Here is a 23,295-nt window from a genome sequence, read left to right as displayed (position 1 = left end):
AGAGGTCCGTCCGGCCGCCGGATGTCAGCGCGCTCATGGGTGGTGTCCGGGTCGGCGCTTCCGGGTGGGGCCGGAGTCACCGTCCGGGGCGGAGCATCGTGCCGGGCTGAACTCGGTGGCGCTTCTCGCGTTCGCGGTGCCGGATGCAGGTCACGCTGATGAACCGGAACGTATTCGGTAAGCGCTTTCTAGTCAACGCCCCACGCAGTCCGCATCCGGCCAACTCCGCCCGACGCGTGGCCAGTCGCCCCGAAGGCTCTGCCGAACCCCACCCGCACCGGAACCCGGCCTCCGACGCGTGACACCAGCCGGGGTGTAATGGGAGGCCAGAGACCGAACCACCGGGAGTGTCCATGGCCGCCGACCGGCCCAGACTGCTGTACGTGACCGATCTGGCCTACCCCGCCAAGGGCCGCCGGTACTGCGACGAGGACATCTTCCTGACCTCCCGGCTCCGTGAGGACTTCGACCTCGCGCTGTGCCACCCGCTCGACGCGCCCGCGCTCATGGACTCCCCCGGCTTCGACGCGGTCGTGGTCCGCAACAGCGGGCCCGTCCTGCACCACCAGGCCGCGTACGACGCCTTCCGCGAGCGGGCGACGGGCCGCGGAACACCGGTCTGCACCCAGCTCACGGGCAAGGGTGACCAGGCCGGGAAGCAGTACCTCGTCGACCTCACCGCCCAGGGCTTTCCCGTGATCCCGACCGTCGACCGGCCGGAGGATCTCGGGCTGCTCCCGCACGCGGCCGAATACGTGGTGAAGCCGAAGTTCGGCGCGGACTCGATAGGCCTGGAGTTCGTCCCCCGGGAGCGGCTGCCGGCCCTGGCGTACGAGGACGGCCCCGGTCTCCTCGTCCAGCCGCGCATCGACTTCCGGTACGAGGTGTCGTTCTACTACGTCGACCACACCTTCCAGTACGCCCTGTACGCGCCCCGCCCCGACCGGCGCTGGCACCTCGAACGCTATGAACCGACGCCCGCCGACCTGGACTTCGCGGCGCGGTTCATCGACTGGAACGACATCGACCACGGCATCCAGCGCGTCGACGCCTGCCGCGCCCCGGACGGCGCACTGCTGCTGGTCGAGCTGGAGGACCTCAACCCCTATCTGTCGCTGGACCTCCTCGACGACGCGACCCGTGACTCCTTCGTGGTGAGCTTCAAGGCCTCGCTCCACCGCCTGCTCGGCCGCATCTGATCTTCGTCGTTCACCGCCGTTCCGCGCCGTACGCACCCGCGTGCAGGCGCCTGACCTGGCGCGACACGGGGCGGCGCGGCCCGTCACGGGCAATGGGGGTCCGCCCGGCGGCTCTTGACACGCCCGGACCAGGTCGCTTTACTCCATCCAACGCCAGCCGAGCACCTGGCGCGAGAGGGACGCCCAGCCGGTAGACGGTCCACGCACCGTGAGCCCGGACAAAGTCGCCAGGACGGCCGCACAGCGGCGGATTCCGAGGCGGGGACGTACCCCCCGGTCTCTGGAGCTCATCATGTTCCTCCCCCTCCCCCACCGGACGATCTCGTTCGGCGACCACGTGAGCGTGGCCGGGTGCCAGGAGCGGAACTCCCGGCGAGTGCGACGCCGTACGCGCTGATCGTCCCGGCGCCGCCCCGCGCTCCGCGCATCGCGCACTCCGTACTTCTGGGCAACCCGCGCTGCCGGTCATGCCGGTACCACCGTCGCCGCCGGTGGCAGCGCACGTCACCTCACCGACCCGCACCGCCGGCCGTGTCGTGGCGCCCCGCACCACCGTCCCGTACCGCCTCACGCACGCACTCCTGGGGGCTCATATGGCCGCAGCACATCGCCCGAGCGGCACTTCCGCACGACCGACCCGCCGCACGGTGCTGCGGCGGAGCGCGGCCGTGGTGGGAGGGGCCGCCGCGTCGGCAGCCCTGTCGGCCTGCGCGGGAGAGGGCAGCGGTGTCGACGCCGACGGCCGGGTCAGGATCGAGGTGTGGCACGGACAGACCGACACCGGCCGGGCCGCGATCGAGGACCTGACGGCCGAGTTCAACCGGACGCATCCGCGTATCCGGGTCGACCTAGGCGGCGGTGTCCTCTCGGACGCGATGCTGCAGAAGATCACCGCCGCCCTCGCCTCCGGTTCGTTCCCGGACATCGCCTACATCTTCGGCTCCGACCTGGCGAGCGTCGCCCGCAGTCCCTCCGTGGTGGATCTGACGGACACGTTCCACTCGGGGCCCGTCCCGTGGAAGGACTTCTGGGAGCCGGCCCGCGAGGCGGTCACCCTCAACGGCCAGGTACGGGCCGCGCCCGCGCTCATCGACTCACTGGCGGTCGTGTGCAACAAGAAGCTCTTCCGTGACGCCGGTCTGCCGCTGCCCCGGCCCGGCTGGAGCTGGGACGACTTCACGAGGACGGCGGCCAAGCTCACCGACCGTGCGCGCGGTGTCTTCGGGACGGGCTGGCCCGGCGTGGGCGACGAGGACACCGTGTGGCGGCTGTGGCCGATGATCTGGGACCTCGGAGGTGACGTCACCAGCCGGGACGGGCGGCGGATCGGCTTCGAGGACACCGGCCTGCGGGCCCTGCAGACGGTGGAGGCCCTGGTGAAGACGCGGAGCGTCTACATCGACGCCAAGCCCGGCAGCGAACAGATGTACCGGGTCTTCCTGTCGGGCCGTATGGGCATGGCCGTCACCGGCCCGTGGCAACTCCCCGACATCCGGCAGGCGAAGGTCGACTACCACGTCGTACCGCTGCCCAGTTACAGCGGCAGGCCCATCACCATCTCCGGGCCCGACACCTGGACCGTCTTCGACAACGGCGCCGCCCGCGTCGAAGCCGCCCGCACCTTCGTGACCTGGCTGTCGCAACCCGCCCAGGACGTGCAGTGGGACATCCACGCCGGCAGCCTGCCCATGAGCCGGGGCACCCAGGCGCTGCCCGAGTGGCGCAAGCAGGAGGCCGACACCCCGGGACTACAGGTGTTCACCAAGTCCCTGGAGTCGGCGCGGGTACGGCCGGTGCATCCGGCGTATCCGCAGATCTCGCAGTCACTCGGCCAGGCGATCACCGCCGTGCTCCTCGGCCGCAGCTCCCCCGCCGAGGCCCTGCGCGACTGCGTGGACGAAGCCAACGCCGCCCTGCTCATACCGCGTTGAGAGGACCTGTCATGCCCCGCCTGCCCACCCCTGTGACACTCCCGGACCGGGGCGAGAAGCGCAGTCCCCGTACGCGGACACGCCCTCTCCTCGGCAAGGGCGGTACGGCCCCCGACGCCCCGCCGGGCCGTCACTCGCCACGCCGGCGGCTTCGGCAGGAGACGGCGACCGCCTGGGCGTTCGTCGCGCCCTCCGTCCTCGTCATCCTCGGACTGAGTGTCGTCCCCGTGGTCTGGTCGCTCCTGCTGTCCTTCCAGGCCGACGATCTCGTGACGCCGAGCCGGTGGGTCGGCCTGGACAACTACCGGGCCCTCGCCCAGGACCCCCACTTCGACCAGGCGGTCCGCAACACCATCGTGTACACGGTGCTGTACGTACCGCTGAGCATCGGCTTCGGCCTGCTGCTCGCCCTCGCCCTGAACCGGCGCATCCGGCTCGTCGGGCTCTACCGGACCCTCATCTTCGTGCCGTTCGTCATCTCGGCCGCCGCGCAGGGTGTGCTGTTCTCCTTCATCCTCGACCCGGAGTTCGGAGCGGCCAACGCACTCCTGGACAAGATCGGGATCTCCCCCCAGGGCTTCCTCAACGACCCTGGCCAGGCGCTCGCCGCCCTGCTGGCGATCTCCCTGTGGAGCGGTACCGGTTTCTGTGTGGTGGTGCTGCTGGCGGCGTTGCAGGACGTGCCGCCCTCCCTCATCGAAGCGGCCCGTCTCGACGGGGCCGGACGGCTGCACCTGCTGCGCCATGTCGTCCTCCCCTCCCTCGGACCCGTCATGGTCTTCCTCCTGCTGTGGCAGGCCATCACCTCCCTCCAAGTCTTCGACCTCGTCTATGTCACGACGAAGGGCGGCCCTCTGGGGTCGACGACGGTGATCGTCTACTTCATCTGGGAGCAGGCGTTCAAGAACTTCACGGCGGGTTACGGCGCGGCGGCGGCGTACGCCCTGGCGCTCGCCCTGCTGGTGCTCGCCGCGGTGCCGCGGCTGACGCGCAGCGTGCGCGACCGGACCCGCGGGGACCGGCACCTCGAAGGAGCCGCACGATGACGACCGCTTCCTCCTCCCCGGCCTCTTCCTCCTCCCCGGCCTCTTCCTCCTCGCCTGCCGCGTCCGCTTCGGCCGCCGCGTCCGCTTCGGCCGCCGCGTCCGCCTCGGCCACCGTGTACGCGGATACCGCTGGTCCCGCGCCCGCCGGACCTGCCGAGGGACCGGGCCGGCGCCGGAAACTGCTGCCGTTCAGTCCCTGGCACCTCCTGCTCGCCCCGCTCTGTCTGGTCTTCGCGATCCCGCTGATCTGGCTGCTGCTCAGTTCCGTCATGAGTGACGCCGAGATCAACCGGTTCCCGCCCTCGCTGTGGCCGTCGGGGATCGACCTGGCGGGCTACCGGTACGTCATCGGCAACGCGATGTTCCCCCGGTGGTTCGCCAACTCGCTGATCGTGTCCCTGACGGCCGTGGCGTCCAACCTGGTGCTGGGCTCCCTGGGCGGCTACGCCTTCGCCCGGATGCGGTTCGCGGGTTCGCGCGTCCTGCTCGCCCTCATGCTGGCCACGATGGCGATCCCGTTCCAGCTGACGATGATCCCCACGTTCCTGGTCATGAAGCGGCTGGGGCTCATCGACTCGCTGGGCGCGCTGATCGTCCCCTCGCTGGTCACGCCGTTCGCGGTGTTCCTGCTGCGCCAGTTCTTCCTGTCGCTGCCCAGGGAGCTGGAGGAGGCGGCCTGGCTCGACGGCTGTTCACGGCTGGGCGTGCTCTGGCGGATCGTGCTGCCGCTGTCCCGGCCGGCACTGAGCACCGTGGCCGTCCTGACGTTCCTCACCACGTGGAACGACCTGACCTGGCCGTTGATCGCCATCAACCATGACACCCAATACACCCTGCAACTGGGGCTGACGACCTTCCAGGGCCAGCACCACACCAGGTGGTCGGCGGTCATGGCGGGCAACATGATCACCGTGCTGCCCGTGCTGCTGGCCTTCCTGTTCGCCCAGAAGACCTTCATCCAGTCGATCACGTCGAGCGGCCTCAAGGGATAGGCCCCCGTCCGGCGTCACCCCTACTCCGCCCGGTACTCCGCCGCCCAGTCCGCCGTCCGGCTGCCCACCGCGGTTCCGCCCGTACGCCCCCGCACCCGCACCCCCTCTTCAGGAAGACCGTATGCCGCACTCCTTCGACTTCGACCTGCTCGTCATCGGGGACGCCAATCCCGATGTCGTCCTCGGTCCCCTCGACGCGCCACTGTCCTTCGGGCAGCACGAACAACTCGTCGACTCCGGACTCCTCACCCTCGGTGGCTCGGCCGCCATCATGGCCTGTGGCGCGGCCCGGCTCGGTCTCAAGGTGGCCTTCGCCGGACGCGTCGGCGACGACGACGCGGGCCGGTTCGTACGGGCCGCTCTGCACGACCGCGGTGTGGACACCACCGCCCTGCGCGTCGACAGCACACTGGCCACTCCGCTGACCGTCGTGCTGACCCGGCCGGACGGCGACCGGGCGATCCTCACCTCGCCCGGCACGTTGACCGCCACGGGACCGGAGGACGTACCCGAGTCCCTGCTCGGCGCCGCCCGTCACGTCCACGCGGCGTCGTACTTCCTGCTGCCTCAACTAGCCGCCATGCTGCCGGAGTTGTTCGGTGCGGCCCGGGCCCGGGGAGCCACCACCTCACTCGACACCAACGACGACCCGTCGGGCGGGTGGGCGCCGGACGCACTGCCTGCCACGCTCGCCGTCACCGACTTCCTCCTGCCCAACGCACAGGAGGCGACGGCCCTTTCGGCCGCCGCCCGGTCGAGGGCCGCCTTGTCGAATGCCACCGCTTCGAGCGCCGCCGCTTCGAATGCCACCGCTTCGAGCGCTTCCTCTACCAGTGCCGCGTCTTCGAGTGCTGCGTCTTCGAGTACTGCCGGAGCAGCCGCGGAGTCCATCGAGGCGGCAGCCGCGGCTCTGGCGGCGCACGGACCGCACGTGATCGTCAAGAACGGTCCGGACGGGGCCGTCGCCCACGACGGCTTCACCGTGCTGCGTACGGACGGCATCCCTGCCGAGCCGGTGGACACCGTCGGGGCGGGTGACAGTTTCGACGCCGGATTCGTCGCCGCGCACCTGCGCGGTCTGTCCACCGCCGACGCCCTCGCCTTCGCCGCGGCCTGCGGCGCGCTGTCCACCCGCGCTCATGGCGGCACTCCGGCCCAGCCCACCTGGGACGAGGCCGTGGCCGCCCTCTCCCGTAACGGAAAGAACCTCTGATGACTCTCAGTACCCCGAAGATCGTGTTCATCGGCGCGGGCAGTGTCGTGTTCACCCAGGGCCTGCTGGCCGATCTGCTGGCCTTCCCCGAGCTGCGGGGTGCCCACATCGCGCTGCACGACATCGACACCGAACGCCTCGCCACCGCCGAGGGCGCGGCCCGGCAGATCGCGGACCGGCTCACCGGGACCGGGAGCGGCTCTCCCCACCCCCGGGTGACCGCTCACCTCGATCGCCGCGCGGCCCTCCAGGACGCCGACTTCGTCATCAACATCGTGCAGGTCGGCATGGGCGAGGCCACCCGGACCGACTTCGAGGTCCCGCAGCGCCACGGCCTGCGGCAGACCATCGGTGACACCCTGGGCATCGGCGGCATCTTCCGCGCGCTGCGCACCTTCCCCGTACTGAAGTCACTGGCCGCCGACATCGCCGAACTCTGCCCGGACGCCTGGCTGCTCAACTACACCAACCCCATGGCCATGAACGTCCAGTACCTGACCCGGGCGACCGGTCTGACCCGCGTGGTGGGACTGTGCCACTCGGTGTACTGGACCATCCACGACCTGGGCGAACTGCTCGGCGTCCCGCACGAGGAGATCACCTACCGTGCCGCCGGGGTCAACCACCAGGCGTGGGTGCTGCGCCTGGAGCACCAGGGCAACGACCTCTACCCGCTCCTCGACAAACTGATCGAGCAGGACCCGCAGTTGCGGCGCCGGGTCCGCGTCGACATGTACCGGCGCCTCGGTTTCTACCCGACCGAGACGAGCGAGCACTCCTCCGAGTACGTCCCCTGGTACCTGCACCACGACAGCGAGATCGAACGGCTGCGCCTCCCGATCGGCGCGTACCTCGGCATCGTCGACGAGAACGTCGCCGCCTACGAGGAGACCCGCCAGGCACTCGCCTCCGGTACGCCCCTCACGGTCGAGGGCACCATGGAGTACGCGCCGCAGATCATCCACAGCATCGTGACCGGCACCCCGCGCACGGTCTACGGCAATGTCCCCAACCACGGTCTGATCGACAACCTCCCGTCCTCCGGCACCGTCGAAGTGCCCTGCCTGGTGGACGGGCTGGGTGTCCAGCCGACCAGGGTCGGTCCGCTGCCCGCCCAGTTGGCCGCGCTCAACCGCAACTACCTGAGCATGAACGAGCTGGTGGTCCGCGCCGCCGTCGAGGACGACCCCCGGTCGATCCGCCAGGCGGCCATGGCCGATCCCGCCACCGCCGCCGCCCTGCCGGTCGAGCGCATCTGGGACCTGTGCGACGACATGGTACGAGCCCACGGAGACCTCCTCCAGCCGTCGCTGCGGGTCACCCTGGGCCACTGAGGACGAGCCGATGTAGTGCGTGGGCACCAGGAGTCGGGGGCCGCTGGTCCGTTCGCACCAGGGGAGGACGGCGGCGGGGAACGATGCCTGGCAGGGGCGCCGGAAGGAAGTCTGGGAGACGTGTGAACCGCACGCGTCTCCCCTTCCTCACGGTGTCTGGAGTGATCGACAGGTGGCAACTTTTCTCTACCGGATCGGACGGTGGGCCTTCCGGCGACGGCGGCTCGTGGGTGGTCTGTGGCTGGGTGCGCTGGTACTGGCCGTGGCCGCCGCCGCACTGGCACCGGCCGGGGAGGAAGAGGACCTCTCCATGCCCGGCACCGAATCGCAGAAGGCGTTCGACCTGCTCGACGAGCGCTTCCCCGAGAGCAACTCCCAGGGCGCCGAGGCCCGGTTGGTGTTCAGGGCCCCGGACGGGCAGCGGGTGACCGCCCGGAAGAACAGGACGGCCGTCGAGGACACCCTCGGCTCGCTCGACGGGACCGATCAGGTCGCGTCCACCTCCGACCCCTACGAGTCGGGCGCCGTCAGCGAGGACGGCACCATCGCCTACTCCACGATCACCTACGCCGTGGACGCCGTCGACCTGACCGAGCCGACGAAGAGCGCCCTCGAAAGCGCCGCGGGCCGGGCCCGGGACGCGGGGCTGACCGTGGAGACAGGCGGCTCAGCCCTGGACGCGGAGGAGGAGCCGGGCGGCACGACGGAGATCATCGGCGTGGCCGTGGCAGCGGTGGTGCTGGTCCTCGCCCTCGGATCGCTGGTCGCCGCCGGACTGTCGCTGCTGACCGCCGTCGTGGGCGTGGCCATCGCCTTCGGCCTGGTCTCCGCACTGGCGGTGCCGCTCGGCCTGACATCCACCGTCGCCATCCTGGCGCTGATGCTGGGCCTCGCGGTCGGCATCGACTACGCCCTCTTCATCACCTCCCGCTTCCGCGACGAGTGCGCCCGGGGCAGCGAGCCCGAGGAGGCCGCCGGGCGGGCGGTGGGCACGGCCGGCTCCGCAGTCGTCTTCGCCGGCGCGACCGTCTTCATCGCCCTGGTCGGGCTGGGCGTCGTCGGCATCCCCGAACTCACCAAGATGGGCCTGGGCGGCGCGGGCGCCGTGGCTCTCGCCGTACTCGTCGCGCTGACCCTGGTCCCCGCGCTGTTCGGCCTCTTCGGCCGGCGGGTGCTGTCCCGCGCCGTCCGCAGGTCCGGCCGGCCGGGCGGTGAGCACACGCACCAGGCGCCCGCCTCGGTCGGCCGCGATGGGCTCGGCACCCGCTGGGCGCGGTTCGTGCTGCGCCGGCCGGGCGCCGTGCTGCTGACCGCCGTACTCGGTCTCGGGGCGGTCGCCCTGCCGGCGCTGAGCCTCGAACTCGGGCTGCCCGGCGACGAGTCCAAGTCGGTGGAGACCACCCAGCGCCGCGCCTACGACCTGCTGTCGGAAGGCTTCGGCCCGGGCTTCAACGGCCCGCTGACCGTGGTCGTGGACACCTCGCGGTCCAAGGACGCCGGGACCGCCACGGACCTGGTCGCCCGGACCGTACGAGGAGTGGACGGGGTGGCGTCGGTCGGTGATCCGGTGCTCAGCCGGACGAAGGACACGGCCGTCCTCACCGCCGTCCCGCGGACCGCGCCGAACAGCGCCGAGACCAAGGACCTGGTGCAGGCGATCCGGGACGCGGTCTCCGGCATCGAGGCCGGCACGGACGCAACCGTCCTGGTGACCGGCACGACCGCCCTGAACATCGACATCTCCGAAGCCATGTCCGACGCCCTCCTCCCCTATCTGACCGTGGTCATCGGCCTGGCGGTCCTCCTGCTGACGGTGGTCTTCCGCTCGCTCCTGGTCCCGGTCAAGGCCGCGCTCGGCTTCCTGCTGTCGGTGGGTGCCGCCTTCGGCGTCCTGGTCGCCGTCTTCCAGTGGGGCTGGGCGGCGGACCTGCTCGGCATCGAGCAGACCGGACCGGTCATGTCGCTGATGCCGATCCTCATCATCGGCATAGTGTTCGGCCTCGCGATGGATTACGAGGTCTTCCTCCTCACCCGGATGCGGGAGGCCTACGTACATGGCGCGTCCCCCGGCGAGGCGGTCGTCACCGGCTTCCGGCACAGCGGACGCGTGGTGGCCGCGGCGGCGATCATCATGATCAGCGTGTTCGGCGGTTTCGTCGGGATGAGCAGCCCCACCATCCAGACGATGGGCGTCGGTCTGGCCGCCGCCGTGGCCTTCGACGCCTTCGTGGTCCGGATGGCGATCGCACCCGCGGTCCTCGCCCTGCTCGGCCACCGCGCCTGGTGGCTCCCCCGTATCCTGAACCGCGTGCTGCCGAATGTGGACATCGAGGGTGAGGCACTGAGCAGGCGTGCTCCGGCCTCCGCGACCGGACCGGGCACGGCGGTGCCGCAGTTCCCCGCCGGCCGGCACTGAACCGGCCATGGCGAGCACAGGCGGCGGTGGCCCGCGATCACACGGCCCGCGATCACCTCGCACGTGGTGGCGGCAGGGCGCGGTCCCGGCGACGGCGTTCGTGCTCTGTCTGCTCGGCGGTGTGATCCAGGTCGACGACACGCTGTCGGCGCCGCCTGTCGCCGCCTACTTCGTCGCCGTGGTGTCCTGTGCCGTGCTGCCGCTGCGGCACCGGGCACCCCTGGCCGCCCTCGCGGCCACCACCGCGGCCACGGTCCTCGTACAGCCCCTGGGCCTGCTGCTGAGCCCGCTCACCGCGGCTCCCGCCGTGATCAGCGCTTACTCCTACGCGCTCGCCGCCCGCACCGAACGGCGCGCGGCGGGCGCGGTGGCGCTCAGTGCCGCCGTACTGCTGGTGGCTTCCCTTCCCTTGACCGGGGACCTCTCGTGGCAGGACACGAGCCGGATAGGAGTGGTGTCGGCGTTCCCGCTGGTGGCCGGCGTGCTCGGGCACTCGGTGCGCAACCGCCAGGCCTACCTGGCAGCCGTGGAGGAGCGGGCCCGGCGGGCCGAGGAGACCCGGGACGAGGAAGCGCGTCGGCGTGTGGCCGAGGAACGGGTGCGTATCGCCCGGGAGTTGCACGATCTCGTGGCCCATCAGATCACCCTGGCCAACGCGCAGGCCACGGTCGCCGCCCACCTCTTCGACACGCGCCCGGAGCAGACCCGTAAGAGCCTCGGGGAGCTGATCGAGACCACCGGGCACGCGCTCGACGAACTGCGGGCCACGGTCGGCCTGTTGCGGCAGACCGGGGACGCTCCCGCGCCCGCCGAACCAGCGCCCGGGCTGTCCCGGCTGCCCACCCTCATCGAGTCCTTCCACCGCGCGGGCCTTGAGGTGTCGGTGCACCAGGAGGGCACGGCCAGGCCGCTGCCGCCGGGGGTCGACCTCACCGCCTACCGCATCGTCCAGGAGGCCCTGACCAACGTGACCAAACACTCCGGTACCCGCAGCGCCCGGGTGCGCCTCGCCTGGCACCGCGACCGCGTGACCGTCACGGTCGCCGACGACGGAGGGGGCACCCGTACGGCCCCGGCCGTGTCCGCGCGACCGGGTTCGTCCGCGGCTCCGGACCGTCCGTCGCCCGGTTTCGGTCTGATCGGGATGCGTGAGCGGGCCACCGCGGTGGGGGGTCACCTCTCCGCGGGCAGGCGCGCGGAGGGCGGCTTCCTGGTCTCGGCGCAGCTGCCGCTTCCGCCCGCCAGGGACACCGGGGATGGCGGGGATGCCGGTGGTGTCGGTGACATCAGTGGTGTCGGTCATATCGGTGACAGCAAGGTCGGCGGGGAGGCGTCGTGACGCTCAGGGTGCTCCTCGCCGACGATCAGGCCCTGCTCCGCGGTGCCTTCCGGCTGCTCCTCGACAGTGCCGACGACATCACCGTGGTCGGTGAGGCGGGCGACGGCCGGGAGGCGGTACGGCTCACCCGGGAGCTGCGCCCGGACGTGGTGATCATGGACATCCGTATGCCCGAGGTGGACGGTCTCACCGCCACCTCGGAGATCTGCGCGGACCCGGAACTGCGTACCAGCCGCATCCTGATCCTCACCACGTACGAGACCGACGAGTACGTCGCCCAGGCGCTGCGCGCGGGGGCCGGCGGCTTCATCGGCAAGGGCATCGGGGCCGAGGACCTGCTGGACGCCGTGCGGACGATCGCCGACGGAGACACTCTTCTGTCGCCCGCCGCGACCCGTTCCCTGGTGGCCCGTTTCCTGGCCACGCCGGACAACGACCTGCCGCAGCACGCCGAACAGCTCGCCGTGCTCACCCCGCGCGAACGCGAGATGGTGGCGCTGGTCGCGACCGGTCTGTCCAACCAGGAGATCGCCGAGCGGATGTTCCTCAGCCCGTTCACGGTACGCGCCCATGTGCAGCGCGCCATGACGAAGCTGGAGGCCCGCGACCGGGCCCAACTCGTCGTCATCGCCTACCGGACGGGCCTGGCCCACCCCGCCCCCGACGGCCTGTCGTGATCCGCCGCCGGGGGTCGGCCGTTCTCACAGCCACTGCTCACGGCTGGGTCTTGCGGCTGCTCCTCACGGCTACTGGGTGAACTCGGGCAGTGTGAGTGCCGAATGAGCCGGTCGGGCCGGGGCTGAGGGCAGGGTGACGAGGTCGCGCAGCCTGGCGTTGCGTTGCTCCAACGCCCGTGCCGTGGTGGGGAAGAGCGAGGCCGCGCCCTGGTCGACCAGTGCCTGGTTCATGGCCACGAACCCGCGGGTGTCGCGTTCGTAGGCGGCGAAGGCCGTGGTGTGGTCCCGGTGGGTGGCCAGTGCGTGGGCGAGCATGTAGGCGCCGGTCAGCGCGAGGCTCGATCCCTGTCCGGTGAGGAACGAGGGTGCGTACGCGGCGTCGCCGACGAGCGCGACACGGCCACGGGACCAGTGGGGCATACGGATCTGCCCGGCCGTGTCGAAGAACAGGTCGTCCGCGTGGCGCATGGCGTCGACGATGTCGGGGACCTTCCATCCCGCGCCCGCGAAGGCCGCGGCGACCAACTGCTTCTGGGCGCCGGGGTCGCGGAGGGTGCCGAACGGTGGTTGCGGCCGGTGGACGTTCAGGAAGGCGTGCAGTTCGTCGTTGCCCCCGACGGCGTACAGGGCAGCGGCCTTTCCCGGGGTGTTCCACAGCATGACTTCGCGGGAGAGCCCGAAGGAGTTCGGCATGGTGAACAGGGCGAAGCAGTAGCCGAGATAGTGGTGGAACTGTTCCTCGGGGCCGAACACCAGCTCCCGGGTGTGCGAGTGCATGCCGTCGGCGCCGACCACCAGGTCGAACGTACGCCGTCGCCCGCTGCGGAAGGTGACGTCGACTCCTTGCCCGTACTGGCCAGGGACGTGCGGGGAGTTGGGGGTGTTAAGCAGCGGGTCGAGGGTGTCGATGGAGTCGTCGAACAGGAACTCCACGTCGTCGCGGACCAGCGCGTGGAGCAGCGCGGCCAGATCCCCGCGGCGTACCTCAAGGTCCTGTCCCTCGACACTGCCGGCAACGGCGCTCGGACGCGCCGAAGTCACCAAGCTGCCGTCGGAGTCGAGGAACGTGCAGCGGCGCGAGTCGATGTGGGCGTCCCGCAACTGAGGCAATATCCCCATCCGCCGGACGACCTCGATCGCGGTGCCGCGGATGTCGATCGGGTAACCGCCGGCGCGCAGTGCGCCCGCCTTCTCCACCACGGTGACCGCGTATCCGGACCGGTGCAGCCAGTACGCCAGCGCGGGTCCGGAGATGCTGGCCCCGGAGATCAGAACGTTCCGCCTCACGGGACCTCTCGTGTTCTTCGTGAACCCCGTGATCCCCGTGTCCTTCCTGTTCGTGGTGTCTTTCCTGTTCGTCGTGTTCTTCACGTCCGTCGACGGACCGGTCGGCGTCGGTGTCGGTATCGGCGTCGGTATCCGTGTCATGCCTGGGCTCCTTTTTTCGTGAGACGGACAACGAGCAGTGCCGACGCGGCGACGAGACCGGCGACGGTGAACCCCGCGGCGAAGGCCGACTCGGCGGGCAGGCCCGTGACCGGTCCGGCCCCGGCGTCGAGGATCGCGCCGGCCACCTGGGCGCCCAGTGCGACACCGATCACGCGCGTCACCACGAGCAGGCTGGTGGCGATGCCGATGTCCTTGGTCGCGATGGCGGTGGCGGTCCCGGCGAGCAGGGCCGTGGTGCCGACGCCCGCGGCGAACGCGGTCAGCACCTTCGCGAGGACGAGCTGCCATTCCGCGCTGTGCAGCCAGGCCAGGGCGATCATCGTGACCGCCGTGGCGACGGAGCCCACGACGACCACGGCACGCGAGCCGAAACGCCGTACCGCGAGCCCGCCGACCGAATCGCTGACCGCTCCCGCGACGGCGCCGGGCAGCAGGAACAGACCGATGCCGGTGGTGTCCGCTCCGAAGCCGTAGCCGTCGGCCGAGACGGCGAACAGCTGCGGGAGCAGGAAGAGCACCATCCCGGAACTGACGGTCATGACGAAGGTGAGTACGCAGGCCTGCCACATCGCGGGCTTCGCCAGCATGCGCAGATCGACCATCGGCGAGGCCGCCCGGCGCTCGACGGCGACCCAGCCGGCCGCGAGGACGGCCACGGCCACCGCGACGGCACCGACCGCGAGCGGCGGCAGACCGCCGTCCCTCGTCACCGTCACGAGCCCGAGCATGAACGCGAGCAACGCGCCACTGAGCAGCACCACACCGGGCCAGTCGATCCCGTGGTCCGAGAAGGCCGGCGGATCGTGCGGCATCAACCGGCTCACGACCACCGTCGTCGCGATGATCGCGATCGTGGGCAGCGCGAACATCCAGTGCCAGGACAGCCCTTCGGCGATCGGCCCGGCGAACAGCATGCCCACCATGCCGCCGCCCGTGAACAGCGCGACGACGACTCCGATCGCCACCTGTGACTCCGCCGGCGGGAGGTGTTTACGTACCAGGATGAAGGAGAGGGGCAGCGCGCCCACCATCACGCCCTGCAACACCTGACCGAGCAGCAGTACCGGCAGGTTCGGCGCCAGACCGGCCAGCAGGCCACCGGCCGAGACCACTGCCATCAGCCAGATCAGCACGCGTTTTCCGCCGTAGCGGTCGCCGAGTTTGCCCGCGACGGGTGTGATGACCGCGCCCGTGACGAGTAACGCGTTGCCGACCAGCGCTCCTTCGGCGGGGCTGACTCCCAACTCGCCCTGCAACAGCGGGAGTGCGGGCTCCACGACCGACTGCAGGGCACCGAGGGCCAGTGCCAGGACGCCGAGGGCGGCGATCGACGGTCGTCCGAGGCGGACCGCGGGATGTGTGGCTTCGGACAGGTCGGACACGTCCGATGCATCGGATACGTCGGACGGAGACGTTCTTGCCATCACCTGTGGATCACTCCAGACACCGGGAGGGAAGTGTGGGATCACGTGAGATGCACGCGTCCCCCACACTCCCCTCGGGCGCCCGTGCCGGGCATCGTCCCCAGCCGCCGTCTCCCTCTGGTGCACCCGGACCAGGCACGCACCTGAGCTGGTGCCTCCGCACTACGGGCGTGCTGTGGACGCCCGTAGTGGACGCGTTCGTGGGCGCGTCATTGGTCCGACGTGGGCGCGTCATTGGTCCGACGTGGCCGCGTCAGGGGCCCACCCGCAGCACGCCGTCGAGGTCACCCGCAGGCAGCATCTTGGTCGAGTTGTGTTCGCGGACGATCCGCCAGCCGTCCGGTGTCCGGCGCCAGACCAGCGAGGTCGTGGTGCGGATGTCCGTGGTGCCGTCTGCCATGGTGATCCGCGCCACGAACGTCAGGGTGGAGGCGGCCAGATCATGGTCGGCCATCACATACGGTCCGTCGTCGACAACATGGTGTGCGGACACCATCTCGCGGAAGGCGGGCTCCCAGATCGAGCCGTACCGGGCGGCTGTCGTCGCCACGCGCTGCTCGGCGTCGAAGTCGTCGTAGAGGCGGACGTCCGGGGAGTCGAAGTCGTAGAACTCACCGAAGGTGCGCCGGAAGTCGAACGGGGCGTCCCCGTCGTCGCGCTCCCATCCGAACACCCATCGGCTGTGCAGTTCCGCGATCGCTTGTTCGTCGTTCACATCGGTCATGCCTCGACGCTAGGGCCTGTCTGACAATTCCCGTCGTCGCCCGCAGGGCGGCCGGGCGGCGTCAGGTGCGTGCTCTCGCCGTGCCGGGCACAGAGCCTCGTACTGGACGTACTTGGCTCTGTGCCCGGTGCGGCGAGAGTGCGTGCATGGCGTCGCCAGGCAGACGGGAATTGTCAGACAGGCCCTAGGGCCGCGGGCGGAACTCAGGCAGGGTCCGTCGCACCCACCCGGGGAACGGCCACGAGGTCCGAGGCGGGCAGTTCGGCGGCCACCGTGGCAAGCAGTGCGAGGGCCTGCTGGGAGGTGCTGCCGGGCTCGGCCTGGTACACGACGAGCTGCTGGTCCGTCGCGCTGTCGACGGTGAACGAGTCGTAGGTCAGGGTCAGTTCGCCGACCTCGTGGTGGTTGAAGGACTTGGCCTCATGGCCCTTGCCCCGTACGTCGTGCCGGGCCCACAGCGCGCGGAACTCCGGGCTCTTCAGGGACAGTTCACCGACCAGTTCGGTGAGCCGGGGGTCGTTCACCAGGTCGCCGCTGCCCGCGCGCAGGGCCGCGAGCCCGGACCGGGCGACCTGCTCCCAGTCGGGGTAGAAGTCCCGGGAGTCCGGGTCGAGGAAGGTGAACCGGACCAGGTTGGTCTCGTCCCGGTCCAGCATCGTGGCGAAGAGGGCGCGTCCGAGGCGGTTGCCCGCCAGCACGTCCAGTCGGCGGTCGAGGACCAGCGCGGGTGTGTGGTGCCAGCCGTCCATCAGGCGCAGCAGCCTCGGCCCGACGGGCACCCGGCCGCCTCGTCGTACGGAGCCACGCGCTGTCCGTGCCAGCCGGTGCAGGTGTGCCGTCTCCTCGGGATTCAGTCCGAGGGCGCGGGCCAGGGAGTGCACCACCTGCGCGGACGGGTGCTTCTCCCGTCCCTGTTCCAGCCGGGCGTAGTAGTCGGTGCTGACTCCGGACAACTGGGCGACCTCCTCCCGGCGCAGGCCCGGCGTCCTGCGCCGGCCCGACCAGGGCTGTTCGGCCCGGGACGGGTCGGTCATCTCTCGCCGGGCGCGGAGGAACTCACCCAAAGGGTTGCCACTGTCCATGCCGCAACGATAGGCGCGCACGGAAGCGGTTACCTGGGTGTGGCACACCCAGGATGAGACCGCCCTGGCCGGCCTCCGGCGCTCCGCACACGATCGCTCCCATGACAGACAACGCTTCGAACCATCTCTCCCAGTCCGTCGCCGACGCACCCGTGGGTCCGCTGGCCGGCCGGGTCGCGGTGATCACCGGGGCCGGTGCCGGGATCGGCGCCGCGACCGCACACCGCTTCGCCGCGGCCGGAGCGGCGGTCGCGCTGCTCGGCAGGCGGTCCGGACCACTCGACGACCTCGCCGCGACCCTGCGGAAGGAACACTCCGCCGACGTCATGGCGCTCTCGGTGGATGTCACCGACAGCGCCGCGCTGAACGCCGCCGCCGCACGCATCCGCACCGGCCTGGGCAGAACGGACCTGGTCGTCGCCAACGCGGGGGTGATGCTCGGTGCGCCGTTCGACGTGGCGGACACGGGCGAATGGGACCGGATGATCGACGTGAATCTGCGGGGCCTGCTGGGGACCGGCCGGGCCTTCGTCGCGGACCTGCTCGACGCGGCCGGGGCCGGTCGGCCCGCGGACCTGGTGCACCTCGGCTCGATCGCGGCGGAAGTGATCTTCGTCGACTACCCGGTCTACGGCGCGACCAAGGCGGCGGACGCCCAGCTGACCCGTAACCTGCGTGCCTCCCTGGGGCCCCGCGGTGTACGGGTGCGGTCCGTCGACCCCGCCTTCGCCGTCACCGGACTCGGCGCCGACATGGCACACGAGGCCACCCGCGCCGGGCTGGACGAGATGCGGTCGGCCCTCACCACCATCACCGCCGAGGACGTGGCCGACGCCATCACGTACTCGGTGGCGGTACCGGCCCGGGTCAACATCGCCGAACTGACGGTGGTTCCAACCGAGTTGGGCTGAGAGGGGCGGCCGGCCGTACCGGGGTGGCGCGTAGTTGCCGCCACCCCGGCACGAGGCCGGGCAGGCCGTCTTCGAGGCGACGACCGTCGCCGACCTCAGGGACACCGCGTCCCGCTATCCTCAGGGCGTCCAACTCGACGTGCGTGTGCGGGAGTTACCCCTGAAAGGCATCCCTGACAAGAGAATCTGACACTGTCAGGTAAATCTCCTCCTGCCAAAGACGTGCTTGTCTCACTAGCGTCGTTCTCGGCGACGAAGAGCGCGGCCCGCGCCCCCTTTCGACGGGGCGAAGGGGCTCTGCGACGCAGTGTGCCGACTTCGGTCCGGCCGACGCTCTCGCCTTTCACCGAGGAACATCGAAGGAGACATCCCGTGTTCGAACGCATGGCCGAATTGGCGATCCGCCGATCTCGGCTGGTCCTGGTCGTCGCCGCCCTGGCCGTGGCCCTCTTGGGCGTGGTGGGCGCAGGCGCCTTCGAGAAGCTGAAGGGCGGCGGCTTCGACGACCCCGCCTCACAGTCCACCCGAGCGGCGAACGTCATCGACGAGAAGTTCGGCGGCGAGGTCAATCTCGTCCTGCTGGTCCGCTCCCCCGACGGCCGTATCGACACCCCCGCCTCCCAGGAGAGCGGCCGGGCCCTGGCGGCCGACCTCAAGAAGGACGAGCGGCTCAGCAACGTCGTCTCGTACTGGGAGACGAACAGCCCCGATCTGCGTTCCAAGGACGGCCGCGAGGCCATGGTGCTCGCCCATGTGCGGGGCGACCCGACGGAGCAGCGGGAGAACGCCAAGGAGGTCATCGACGCCTTCAGCGGCACGTACAAGGACACGCTCACCGTCCAGGCGGGCGGAGGCGCCGCCGTCGGCGCCGACCTGTCGAAGCAGGTGGTCGACGATCTGATCCTCGCCGAGGCGATCGCCATACCCCTGACCCTCGTGCTGCTCCTGTTCGTCTTCGGCAGCGTGGTCGCGGCCCTGCTGCCGCTGGTCATCGCGGTCATCGCCATCATGGGTTCGTTCGCCCAGCTCTTCCTGCTCGGCAGTGTCACGGATGTCGCCGACACCGCGACCAACCTCACCACCGCCCTGGGTCTCGGACTCGGCATCGACTACGCCCTTCTGATGGTCAGCCGCTTCCGGGAGCAGCTCGCGGCGGGGGCGAGCGTGGACGACGCCGTCCGGCGCACGGTGCACACGGCGGGCCGTACGGTCGCCTTCTCCGCCGCGACGGTCGCGGCGGCCCTGGCGGCACTGCTGGTGTTCCCGCAGTACTTCCTGCGTTCGTTCGGCTTCGCCGGGGTCGGTGTCGTCGCCATCGCCGCCCTCAGCACCCTGTTCGTGATGCCCGCCCTGCTGAAGGTGCTGGGGCACCGGGTCAACAGCGGGCGCCTGCCGTGGGCCAAGGCGCAGCGGTCCGACGCCCGCACTCCGCTGTGGGGACGGCTGGCCCGTACGGTCATGCGGCGGCCCGCTCTCACCGCGCTGCCCGTCCTCGCCGTACTGCTGTTCGCGGCGAGCCCGCTGCTGAACATCACCTTCGGTACGCCGGACGAGCGCGTGCTGCCCAAGGACGCCGGGAGCCGCCAGGTCTCGCAGGTGCTGCGGGAGGACTTCGGGGGCAGTGAGGACTCGGCCCTGAACATCGCGATCGACCAGCCCGTGGACAAGGAACCGCTGGCGTCGTACGCGGGTCGACTGGCCGCGCTCAAGGGCGTGCTGCGGGTCGAGACCAGTGGGGGAACCTACAGCGAGGGCCGGGCCGCGGCGAGCGGCCCCGCCAACTCGGCGCTCGGCCGGCCCGACGCGCAGCGGATCAGCGTGGTGAGCGGCCTGACACCGAAGTCGGACGACGCCCAGGACCTGGTCGAGCAGGTGCGCTCGCTCGCCCCGCCCGCCGGGACGCACCCCCTGGTCGGAGGGCCGGACGCCGTACTCGTCGACGCCAAGCAGTCCGTGGCCGACCGGCTTCCCCTCGCGATAGCCCTGGTCGTCCTCACCACCTTCCTGCTGCTCTTCCTGTTCACCGGCAGCGTCGTGCACCCGTTGCGCGCGCTGGTCCTCAACGCGATCAGCCTGGCGGCCACGCTCGGTGTGATGACCTGGATCTTCCAGGACGGCAACTTCTCCTCGCCGCTCGGCTTCACCGCGCAGCCGATGGAGGTGTCGATGACCGTGCTGATGTTCTGCATCGCCTTCGGCCTCTCGATGGACTACGAGGTCTTCGTCACCAGCCGCATCAAGGAACTCCACGACCAGGGCGAGGACAACGAGTCCGCCGTGGTCAACGGTCTCGGGCACACCGGGCGCATCGTCAGCGCGGCGGCCTGCCTGCTCGCGGTGAGCTTCTTCGCCTTCGGCACGGCCAAGCTCAGCTTCATGCAGATGTTCGGCCTCGGCAGCGGACTCGCGGTCCTCCTCGACGCCATCGCCGTGCGGGGTGTCCTCGTACCCGCGGCGATGCGTCTGCTCGGCGACTCGGCCTGGTACGCGCCCGGTTTCCTGCGCGCCTTCCACGGAAAGTACGGCCTCAGCGAAGGCGGTCCCACGCCGGCGCCCGTGCCTGCCGGGCCCGCGGGGGCGGCTTCGACGGACACGAAGAGCTCAGCCGGGGTCTGACTCCCCTGATCCTCGTTTGCTCCTCGGCCTCGGGCGTCTGACGGCGCCCGGGGCCTGGTCACGAGCGGCGGCGACCGTGCCCGGTTGCAGCGCCGCGAAGGTGATGCGGCGCGTCCTACCGCCGAAGGAGTTCCTGGCCGGTGCCCGCAGGGACAGCGGCGCCGGGGTGGCCCGGTCGAGCGGGCCGACTACGCGGGCAGTGCGCCGTTCTGTGCCGCCTTGCGGTGGCGTGCGGACAGGCGGGAGCCGGACTCTCGGCGGGCGGCGCGGCGCAGCAGGGGCACCGCGAGGAGGAATCCGAGGACCGACCAGGCGGTCAACACCAGTGCGACCATGGGCAGTTCCCAGGAGCCGGCCACCTCGGCGGTCCGTGCGGTGTCCGGGAGCAGCGCCGAACGCAGGCCCTGTGCCATCCACTTGAGCGGGAAGACCGCGGCCACCTGCTGGACCGGCACGGGCAGCGCGGTGATCGGGAACACCGTCCCGGAGGTGAACAGGAGCCCCATCGTCGGCAGCATGATCAACGCCAGCGCCTCGCGCGGGTTGGGCAGCACGGCGCCGATGGCCGCGCCCAGCGGTACGACGGCCAGCAGTCCGAGGGTGGTGACCCACAGCAGCGTCAGCCAGCCGCCGGGCCCGTGCGGCAGTGGCCCGTCCGCCAGCAGCGCCGCGACCGCCAGGAGCAGGGCCAGGGTGCCGACCGCCACGACGACGACCAGCAAGGTCTTGGCGACGAGGTAGGCCGGTATCCCGCCGGGGGTGGTGCGCAGCCGCAGCAGGGTGCCCTCCTCCCGTTCGGTCACGAGTATCTGCGGGAGGTTGACCAGTCCGATCTGGAACAGCAGATAGGCGGCGAAGCCCGCGAGGAGGAGGTGTGCCATCGGGACATGGGTGCCGGGCACATCTCCAGTGACGTAGGCGGCGATCGCCACCGCGGCGACGACGTTGGCGAGATGGCCGGACAGCTCCTTGGGATTGCGCAGGAGGTGCCGCAGTTCGATACGGCCGCGCTGAAGCCCCGCACGCCAGGCGTTCGTCATGGGTGTCCCTTTCACGCGGCCTGTGCCGTGACGTCGGTGCTGTCGGGTTCCCGGCGCAGCATGTGCAGGTAGGTGTCCTCCAGCGTGGGGCGGCGGACCTCCAGGTCGGCGATCGGGCCGTCCGCGTGCCGGTGGAGTTCCCAGACCAACTGCGAGGGGTCCGCGGTGCGTTCACGGCGGGCCGTCCCGTCTCCGGCCGTCCAGCGGACCTCCGCGCGGGCGGCGGCCTGCCGGGCCAGTTCCGCGGGCGTCCCGCAGGCCCGGATCCGGCCGCCGACCAGCATGGCGATCCGGTCGGCGAGCCGCTCGGCCTCCACCAGGTCGTGCGTGGTGAGCAGCACGGTGACGCCTTCTTCCCGGGCCAGCCGTTCCACCAGTACGTGGAACTCGTGCCGTGCCTCGGGGTCGAAGCCGGTGGTCGGCTCGTCCAGGAAGAGGAGTTCGGGGCGGCCGACGATGCCGAGCGCGACGTCCAGCCGTCGGCGCTGGCCGCCGGACAGCCGCTCCACCTGGCGGCCCGCCTGCTCGGTGAGGCCGACCAGGGCGAGCAGTTCGGCCGGGTCGCGCGGGTCGGGATAGTAGGTGGCGAAGTGCGTGAGCAGTTCGGCGACCCGCCAGCGGCGGTGGTCGCGCCAGGACTGCAGGACCAGTCCGATCCGGCCGCGCCACGCGTCGTCTCCGCGCTCCGGGTCGACGCCGAGGACGCTCACCTCACCGGCGGAACGCCGCCGGAAGCCCTCCAGGATCTCGACGGTCGTGGTCTTCCCTGCGCCGTTGGGTCCGAGGAGCGCGAAGATCTCACCGCGGTGGATGTCCAGCTCGACGCCGTGCAGGACCTCGACGTCGCCGTACGCCATCGTCACGTCCCGCGCGCGGACGACGGGCTGGGCGGCACCGACGGGCCCGGCGGGTGTGTGCTTCGGTGTCATCGTCCAGCCCCCGAGTCGTGCCTCTGCCGTGGCGGTGTTTCGCTCGCCGACGCGGGACCGGCGCCCTCGACGATCGCGCGGAGGGCCGCGACGTGGCCCTCGAAGGCGGCACGGCCACGGTCCGTCAACCGCACTCTGGTACGCCGCTTTCGGCCGCCCCCTTCCTTCTGGAGCTCCAGATATCCGGCCTCCTCCAGGGTGTGCAGCTGCTTGGAGAGCGCGGAGTCGCTGAGCGAGAGGCTGTCGCGGACGAACGCGAAGTCCGCCCATTCGGTGGCGGCGAGCAGCGCGACCACCGACAGCCGGGTGGCGGGATGGATCAGCTCGTCGAACCCTGCGGGAATGCTCATCGCTCCGCCCCCGCGCCACCCGCGCCGGTGCCGGTGACCTGCGCGCCGTGGCCCCGTGCCGACCCGGCCGCCCAGCGGCCCGTCGGCCCGACGAACAGCACGAACACCGCCGCCGAGACCGTGGCCTGGATCAGACTGCCGGGCATCGGCTCCAGCGGGTCGACCAGCCGGCCGGACAGCAGGACCGTCCCGCCGGTCACCACCGCCCCCGCGACGAAGGTGGCGAACATCCGCAGGGTGCACCGGGTGTGGTGCAGCCGCACCCGGCTCCGGCGGTTGTGGAGCACCGCCACGCCGGCCAGCAGCGCGGCGTACGCGGCCATGGCCAGCCCGACGCCCCACCCGGGCAGGTCAAGGCCGAGCCCGGCCAGGAAGAGCCACATGAGTGCGGCCGTACCCCAGAGGTCTCCCGAGCCGCCCGCGGCGGACCGCTCGACCTCGTCGTACACCCGCTCCTGCGGCACCCGGATGCGCTGCAGATCCCGCCACGCCTGTTCGGCATCGATGGCCATGCCTCGCCCCCACTCACCCGTCACCACTCGACTTTCCCACCAGGAAAGCTATCTCCGACTTTCCCGACTGGCAAGTCGGCGAGCGGGGGCTGTGCGCGTGCCGGGCCATCG

Annotated in this window: 19 protein-coding genes; 11 read left to right on the top strand and 8 right to left on the bottom strand. The window is 71.0% G+C overall.

Annotated elements, in window-relative coordinates; all coding sequences use genetic code 11:
- Positions 1–353: 353 nt before the first annotated feature.
- The 9 genes from ACZ60E_RS34060 (at position 354) to ACZ60E_RS34020 (ending at position 12,147) form a co-directional block, all read left to right on the top strand.
- Entirely contained in the window at positions 354–1,199 is an 846-nt protein-coding gene (locus ACZ60E_RS34060) for an ATP-grasp domain-containing protein (protein ID WP_469445506.1), read from the top strand.
- Between the two features lie 593 nt (positions 1,200–1,792).
- Entirely contained in the window at positions 1,793–3,130 is a 1,338-nt protein-coding gene (locus tag ACZ60E_RS34055; RefSeq protein WP_384813376.1) for an ABC transporter substrate-binding protein, read from the top strand.
- A gap of 11 nt (positions 3,131–3,141) precedes the next feature.
- Positions 3,142–4,176, top strand: a complete 1,035-nt coding sequence (locus tag ACZ60E_RS34050) for a carbohydrate ABC transporter permease (protein WP_384813318.1) — start codon at positions 3,142–3,144, stop codon at positions 4,174–4,176.
- Positions 4,173–5,168, top strand: a complete 996-nt coding sequence (locus ACZ60E_RS34045; protein WP_469445504.1) for a carbohydrate ABC transporter permease — start codon at positions 4,173–4,175, stop codon at positions 5,166–5,168. Before ACZ60E_RS34050 ends, ACZ60E_RS34045 begins: the two co-directional genes overlap by 4 nt.
- A 121-nt stretch (positions 5,169–5,289) precedes the next feature.
- Complete coding sequence (locus ACZ60E_RS34040) at positions 5,290–6,381, top strand: carbohydrate kinase family protein (protein WP_469445503.1); 1,092 nt, start codon at positions 5,290–5,292, stop codon at positions 6,379–6,381.
- Positions 6,381–7,715, top strand: coding sequence for an alpha-galactosidase (gene melA / locus ACZ60E_RS34035; RefSeq protein ID WP_469445501.1), 1,335 nt, complete (start codon positions 6,381–6,383; stop codon positions 7,713–7,715). Before ACZ60E_RS34040 ends, melA begins: the two co-directional genes overlap by 1 nt.
- Positions 7,716–7,887: 172 nt before the next feature.
- Entirely contained in the window at positions 7,888–10,131 is a 2,244-nt protein-coding gene (locus ACZ60E_RS34030) for an MMPL family transporter (RefSeq protein ID WP_469445499.1), read from the top strand.
- A 7-nt stretch (positions 10,132–10,138) separates the two neighbouring features.
- The gene (locus ACZ60E_RS34025) at positions 10,139–11,470 is read left to right on the top strand and encodes a sensor histidine kinase (protein ID WP_469445497.1); all 1,332 of its coding nucleotides are present in this window, start codon (positions 10,139–10,141) and stop codon (positions 11,468–11,470) included.
- Positions 11,467–12,147, top strand: coding sequence for a response regulator transcription factor (locus tag ACZ60E_RS34020; RefSeq protein ID WP_469445495.1), 681 nt, complete (start codon positions 11,467–11,469; stop codon positions 12,145–12,147). Before ACZ60E_RS34025 ends, ACZ60E_RS34020 begins: the two co-directional genes overlap by 4 nt.
- Positions 12,148–12,216: 69 nt before the next feature.
- Here the strand turns inward: ACZ60E_RS34020 and ACZ60E_RS34015 are convergent, their stop codons facing one another.
- The 4 genes from ACZ60E_RS34015 to ACZ60E_RS34000 all read right to left on the bottom strand — a co-directional run bounded on the left by ACZ60E_RS34015 (position 12,217) and on the right by ACZ60E_RS34000 (position 16,826).
- On the bottom strand, positions 12,217–13,434 hold the full coding sequence (locus tag ACZ60E_RS34015) for an FAD-dependent monooxygenase (protein ID WP_469445494.1): 1,218 nt from the start codon (positions 13,432–13,434) through the stop codon (positions 12,217–12,219).
- 137 nt (positions 13,435–13,571) lie between these two features.
- The gene (locus ACZ60E_RS34010; protein WP_469445771.1) at positions 13,572–14,969 is read right to left on the bottom strand and encodes an MFS transporter; all 1,398 of its coding nucleotides are present in this window, start codon (positions 14,967–14,969) and stop codon (positions 13,572–13,574) included.
- A 304-nt stretch (positions 14,970–15,273) separates the two neighbouring features.
- A complete protein-coding gene (locus ACZ60E_RS34005; protein WP_469445493.1) occupies positions 15,274–15,744 on the bottom strand; it encodes a YybH family protein in 471 nt (156 codons plus the stop codon).
- A 203-nt stretch (positions 15,745–15,947) separates the two neighbouring features.
- Positions 15,948–16,826 (bottom strand): helix-turn-helix transcriptional regulator, encoded by an 879-nt coding sequence (locus tag ACZ60E_RS34000; RefSeq protein WP_469445491.1) that lies wholly within the window; start codon positions 16,824–16,826, stop codon positions 15,948–15,950.
- Positions 16,827–16,927: 101 nt separating this feature from the next.
- On the opposite strand from ACZ60E_RS34000, the gene ACZ60E_RS33995 reads away from it, so the two are divergent.
- Positions 16,928–17,737 carry an SDR family oxidoreductase gene (locus ACZ60E_RS33995; RefSeq protein ID WP_469445490.1) on the top strand — a complete coding sequence of 270 codons (810 nt, stop codon included), beginning with the start codon at positions 16,928–16,930 and terminating at the stop codon, positions 17,735–17,737.
- 372 nt (positions 17,738–18,109) lie between these two features.
- Positions 18,110–20,353 carry an MMPL family transporter gene (locus ACZ60E_RS33990; RefSeq protein WP_469445488.1) on the top strand — a complete coding sequence of 748 codons (2,244 nt, stop codon included), beginning with the start codon at positions 18,110–18,112 and terminating at the stop codon, positions 20,351–20,353.
- A 188-nt stretch (positions 20,354–20,541) separates the two neighbouring features.
- Here the strand turns inward: ACZ60E_RS33990 and ACZ60E_RS33985 are convergent, their stop codons facing one another.
- Genes ACZ60E_RS33985 through ACZ60E_RS33970 form a run of 4 tightly spaced genes read right to left on the bottom strand, consistent with a single transcriptional unit; the run spans position 20,542 to position 23,178 of the window.
- The gene (locus tag ACZ60E_RS33985) at positions 20,542–21,393 is read right to left on the bottom strand and encodes an ABC transporter permease (protein WP_469445486.1); all 852 of its coding nucleotides are present in this window, start codon (positions 21,391–21,393) and stop codon (positions 20,542–20,544) included.
- Between the two features lie 11 nt (positions 21,394–21,404).
- Entirely contained in the window at positions 21,405–22,322 is a 918-nt protein-coding gene (locus ACZ60E_RS33980) for an ABC transporter ATP-binding protein (protein WP_469445484.1), read from the bottom strand.
- Entirely contained in the window at positions 22,319–22,672 is a 354-nt protein-coding gene (locus ACZ60E_RS33975; protein ID WP_384813355.1) for a transcriptional regulator, read from the bottom strand. The genes ACZ60E_RS33980 and ACZ60E_RS33975 overlap by 4 nt, the downstream gene beginning before the upstream one ends.
- Positions 22,669–23,178 (bottom strand): hypothetical protein, encoded by a 510-nt coding sequence (locus tag ACZ60E_RS33970; protein WP_469445769.1) that lies wholly within the window; start codon positions 23,176–23,178, stop codon positions 22,669–22,671. Before ACZ60E_RS33970 ends, ACZ60E_RS33975 begins: the two co-directional genes overlap by 4 nt.
- Between the last annotated feature and the right edge of the window lie 117 nt (positions 23,179–23,295).

The sequence above is a fragment of the Streptomyces sp. NPDC102514 genome (assembly GCF_055584525.1).
The sequence above is the reverse complement of the archived record's forward strand: the minus strand, read 5'-3'. Positions and strand labels throughout refer to the sequence as shown.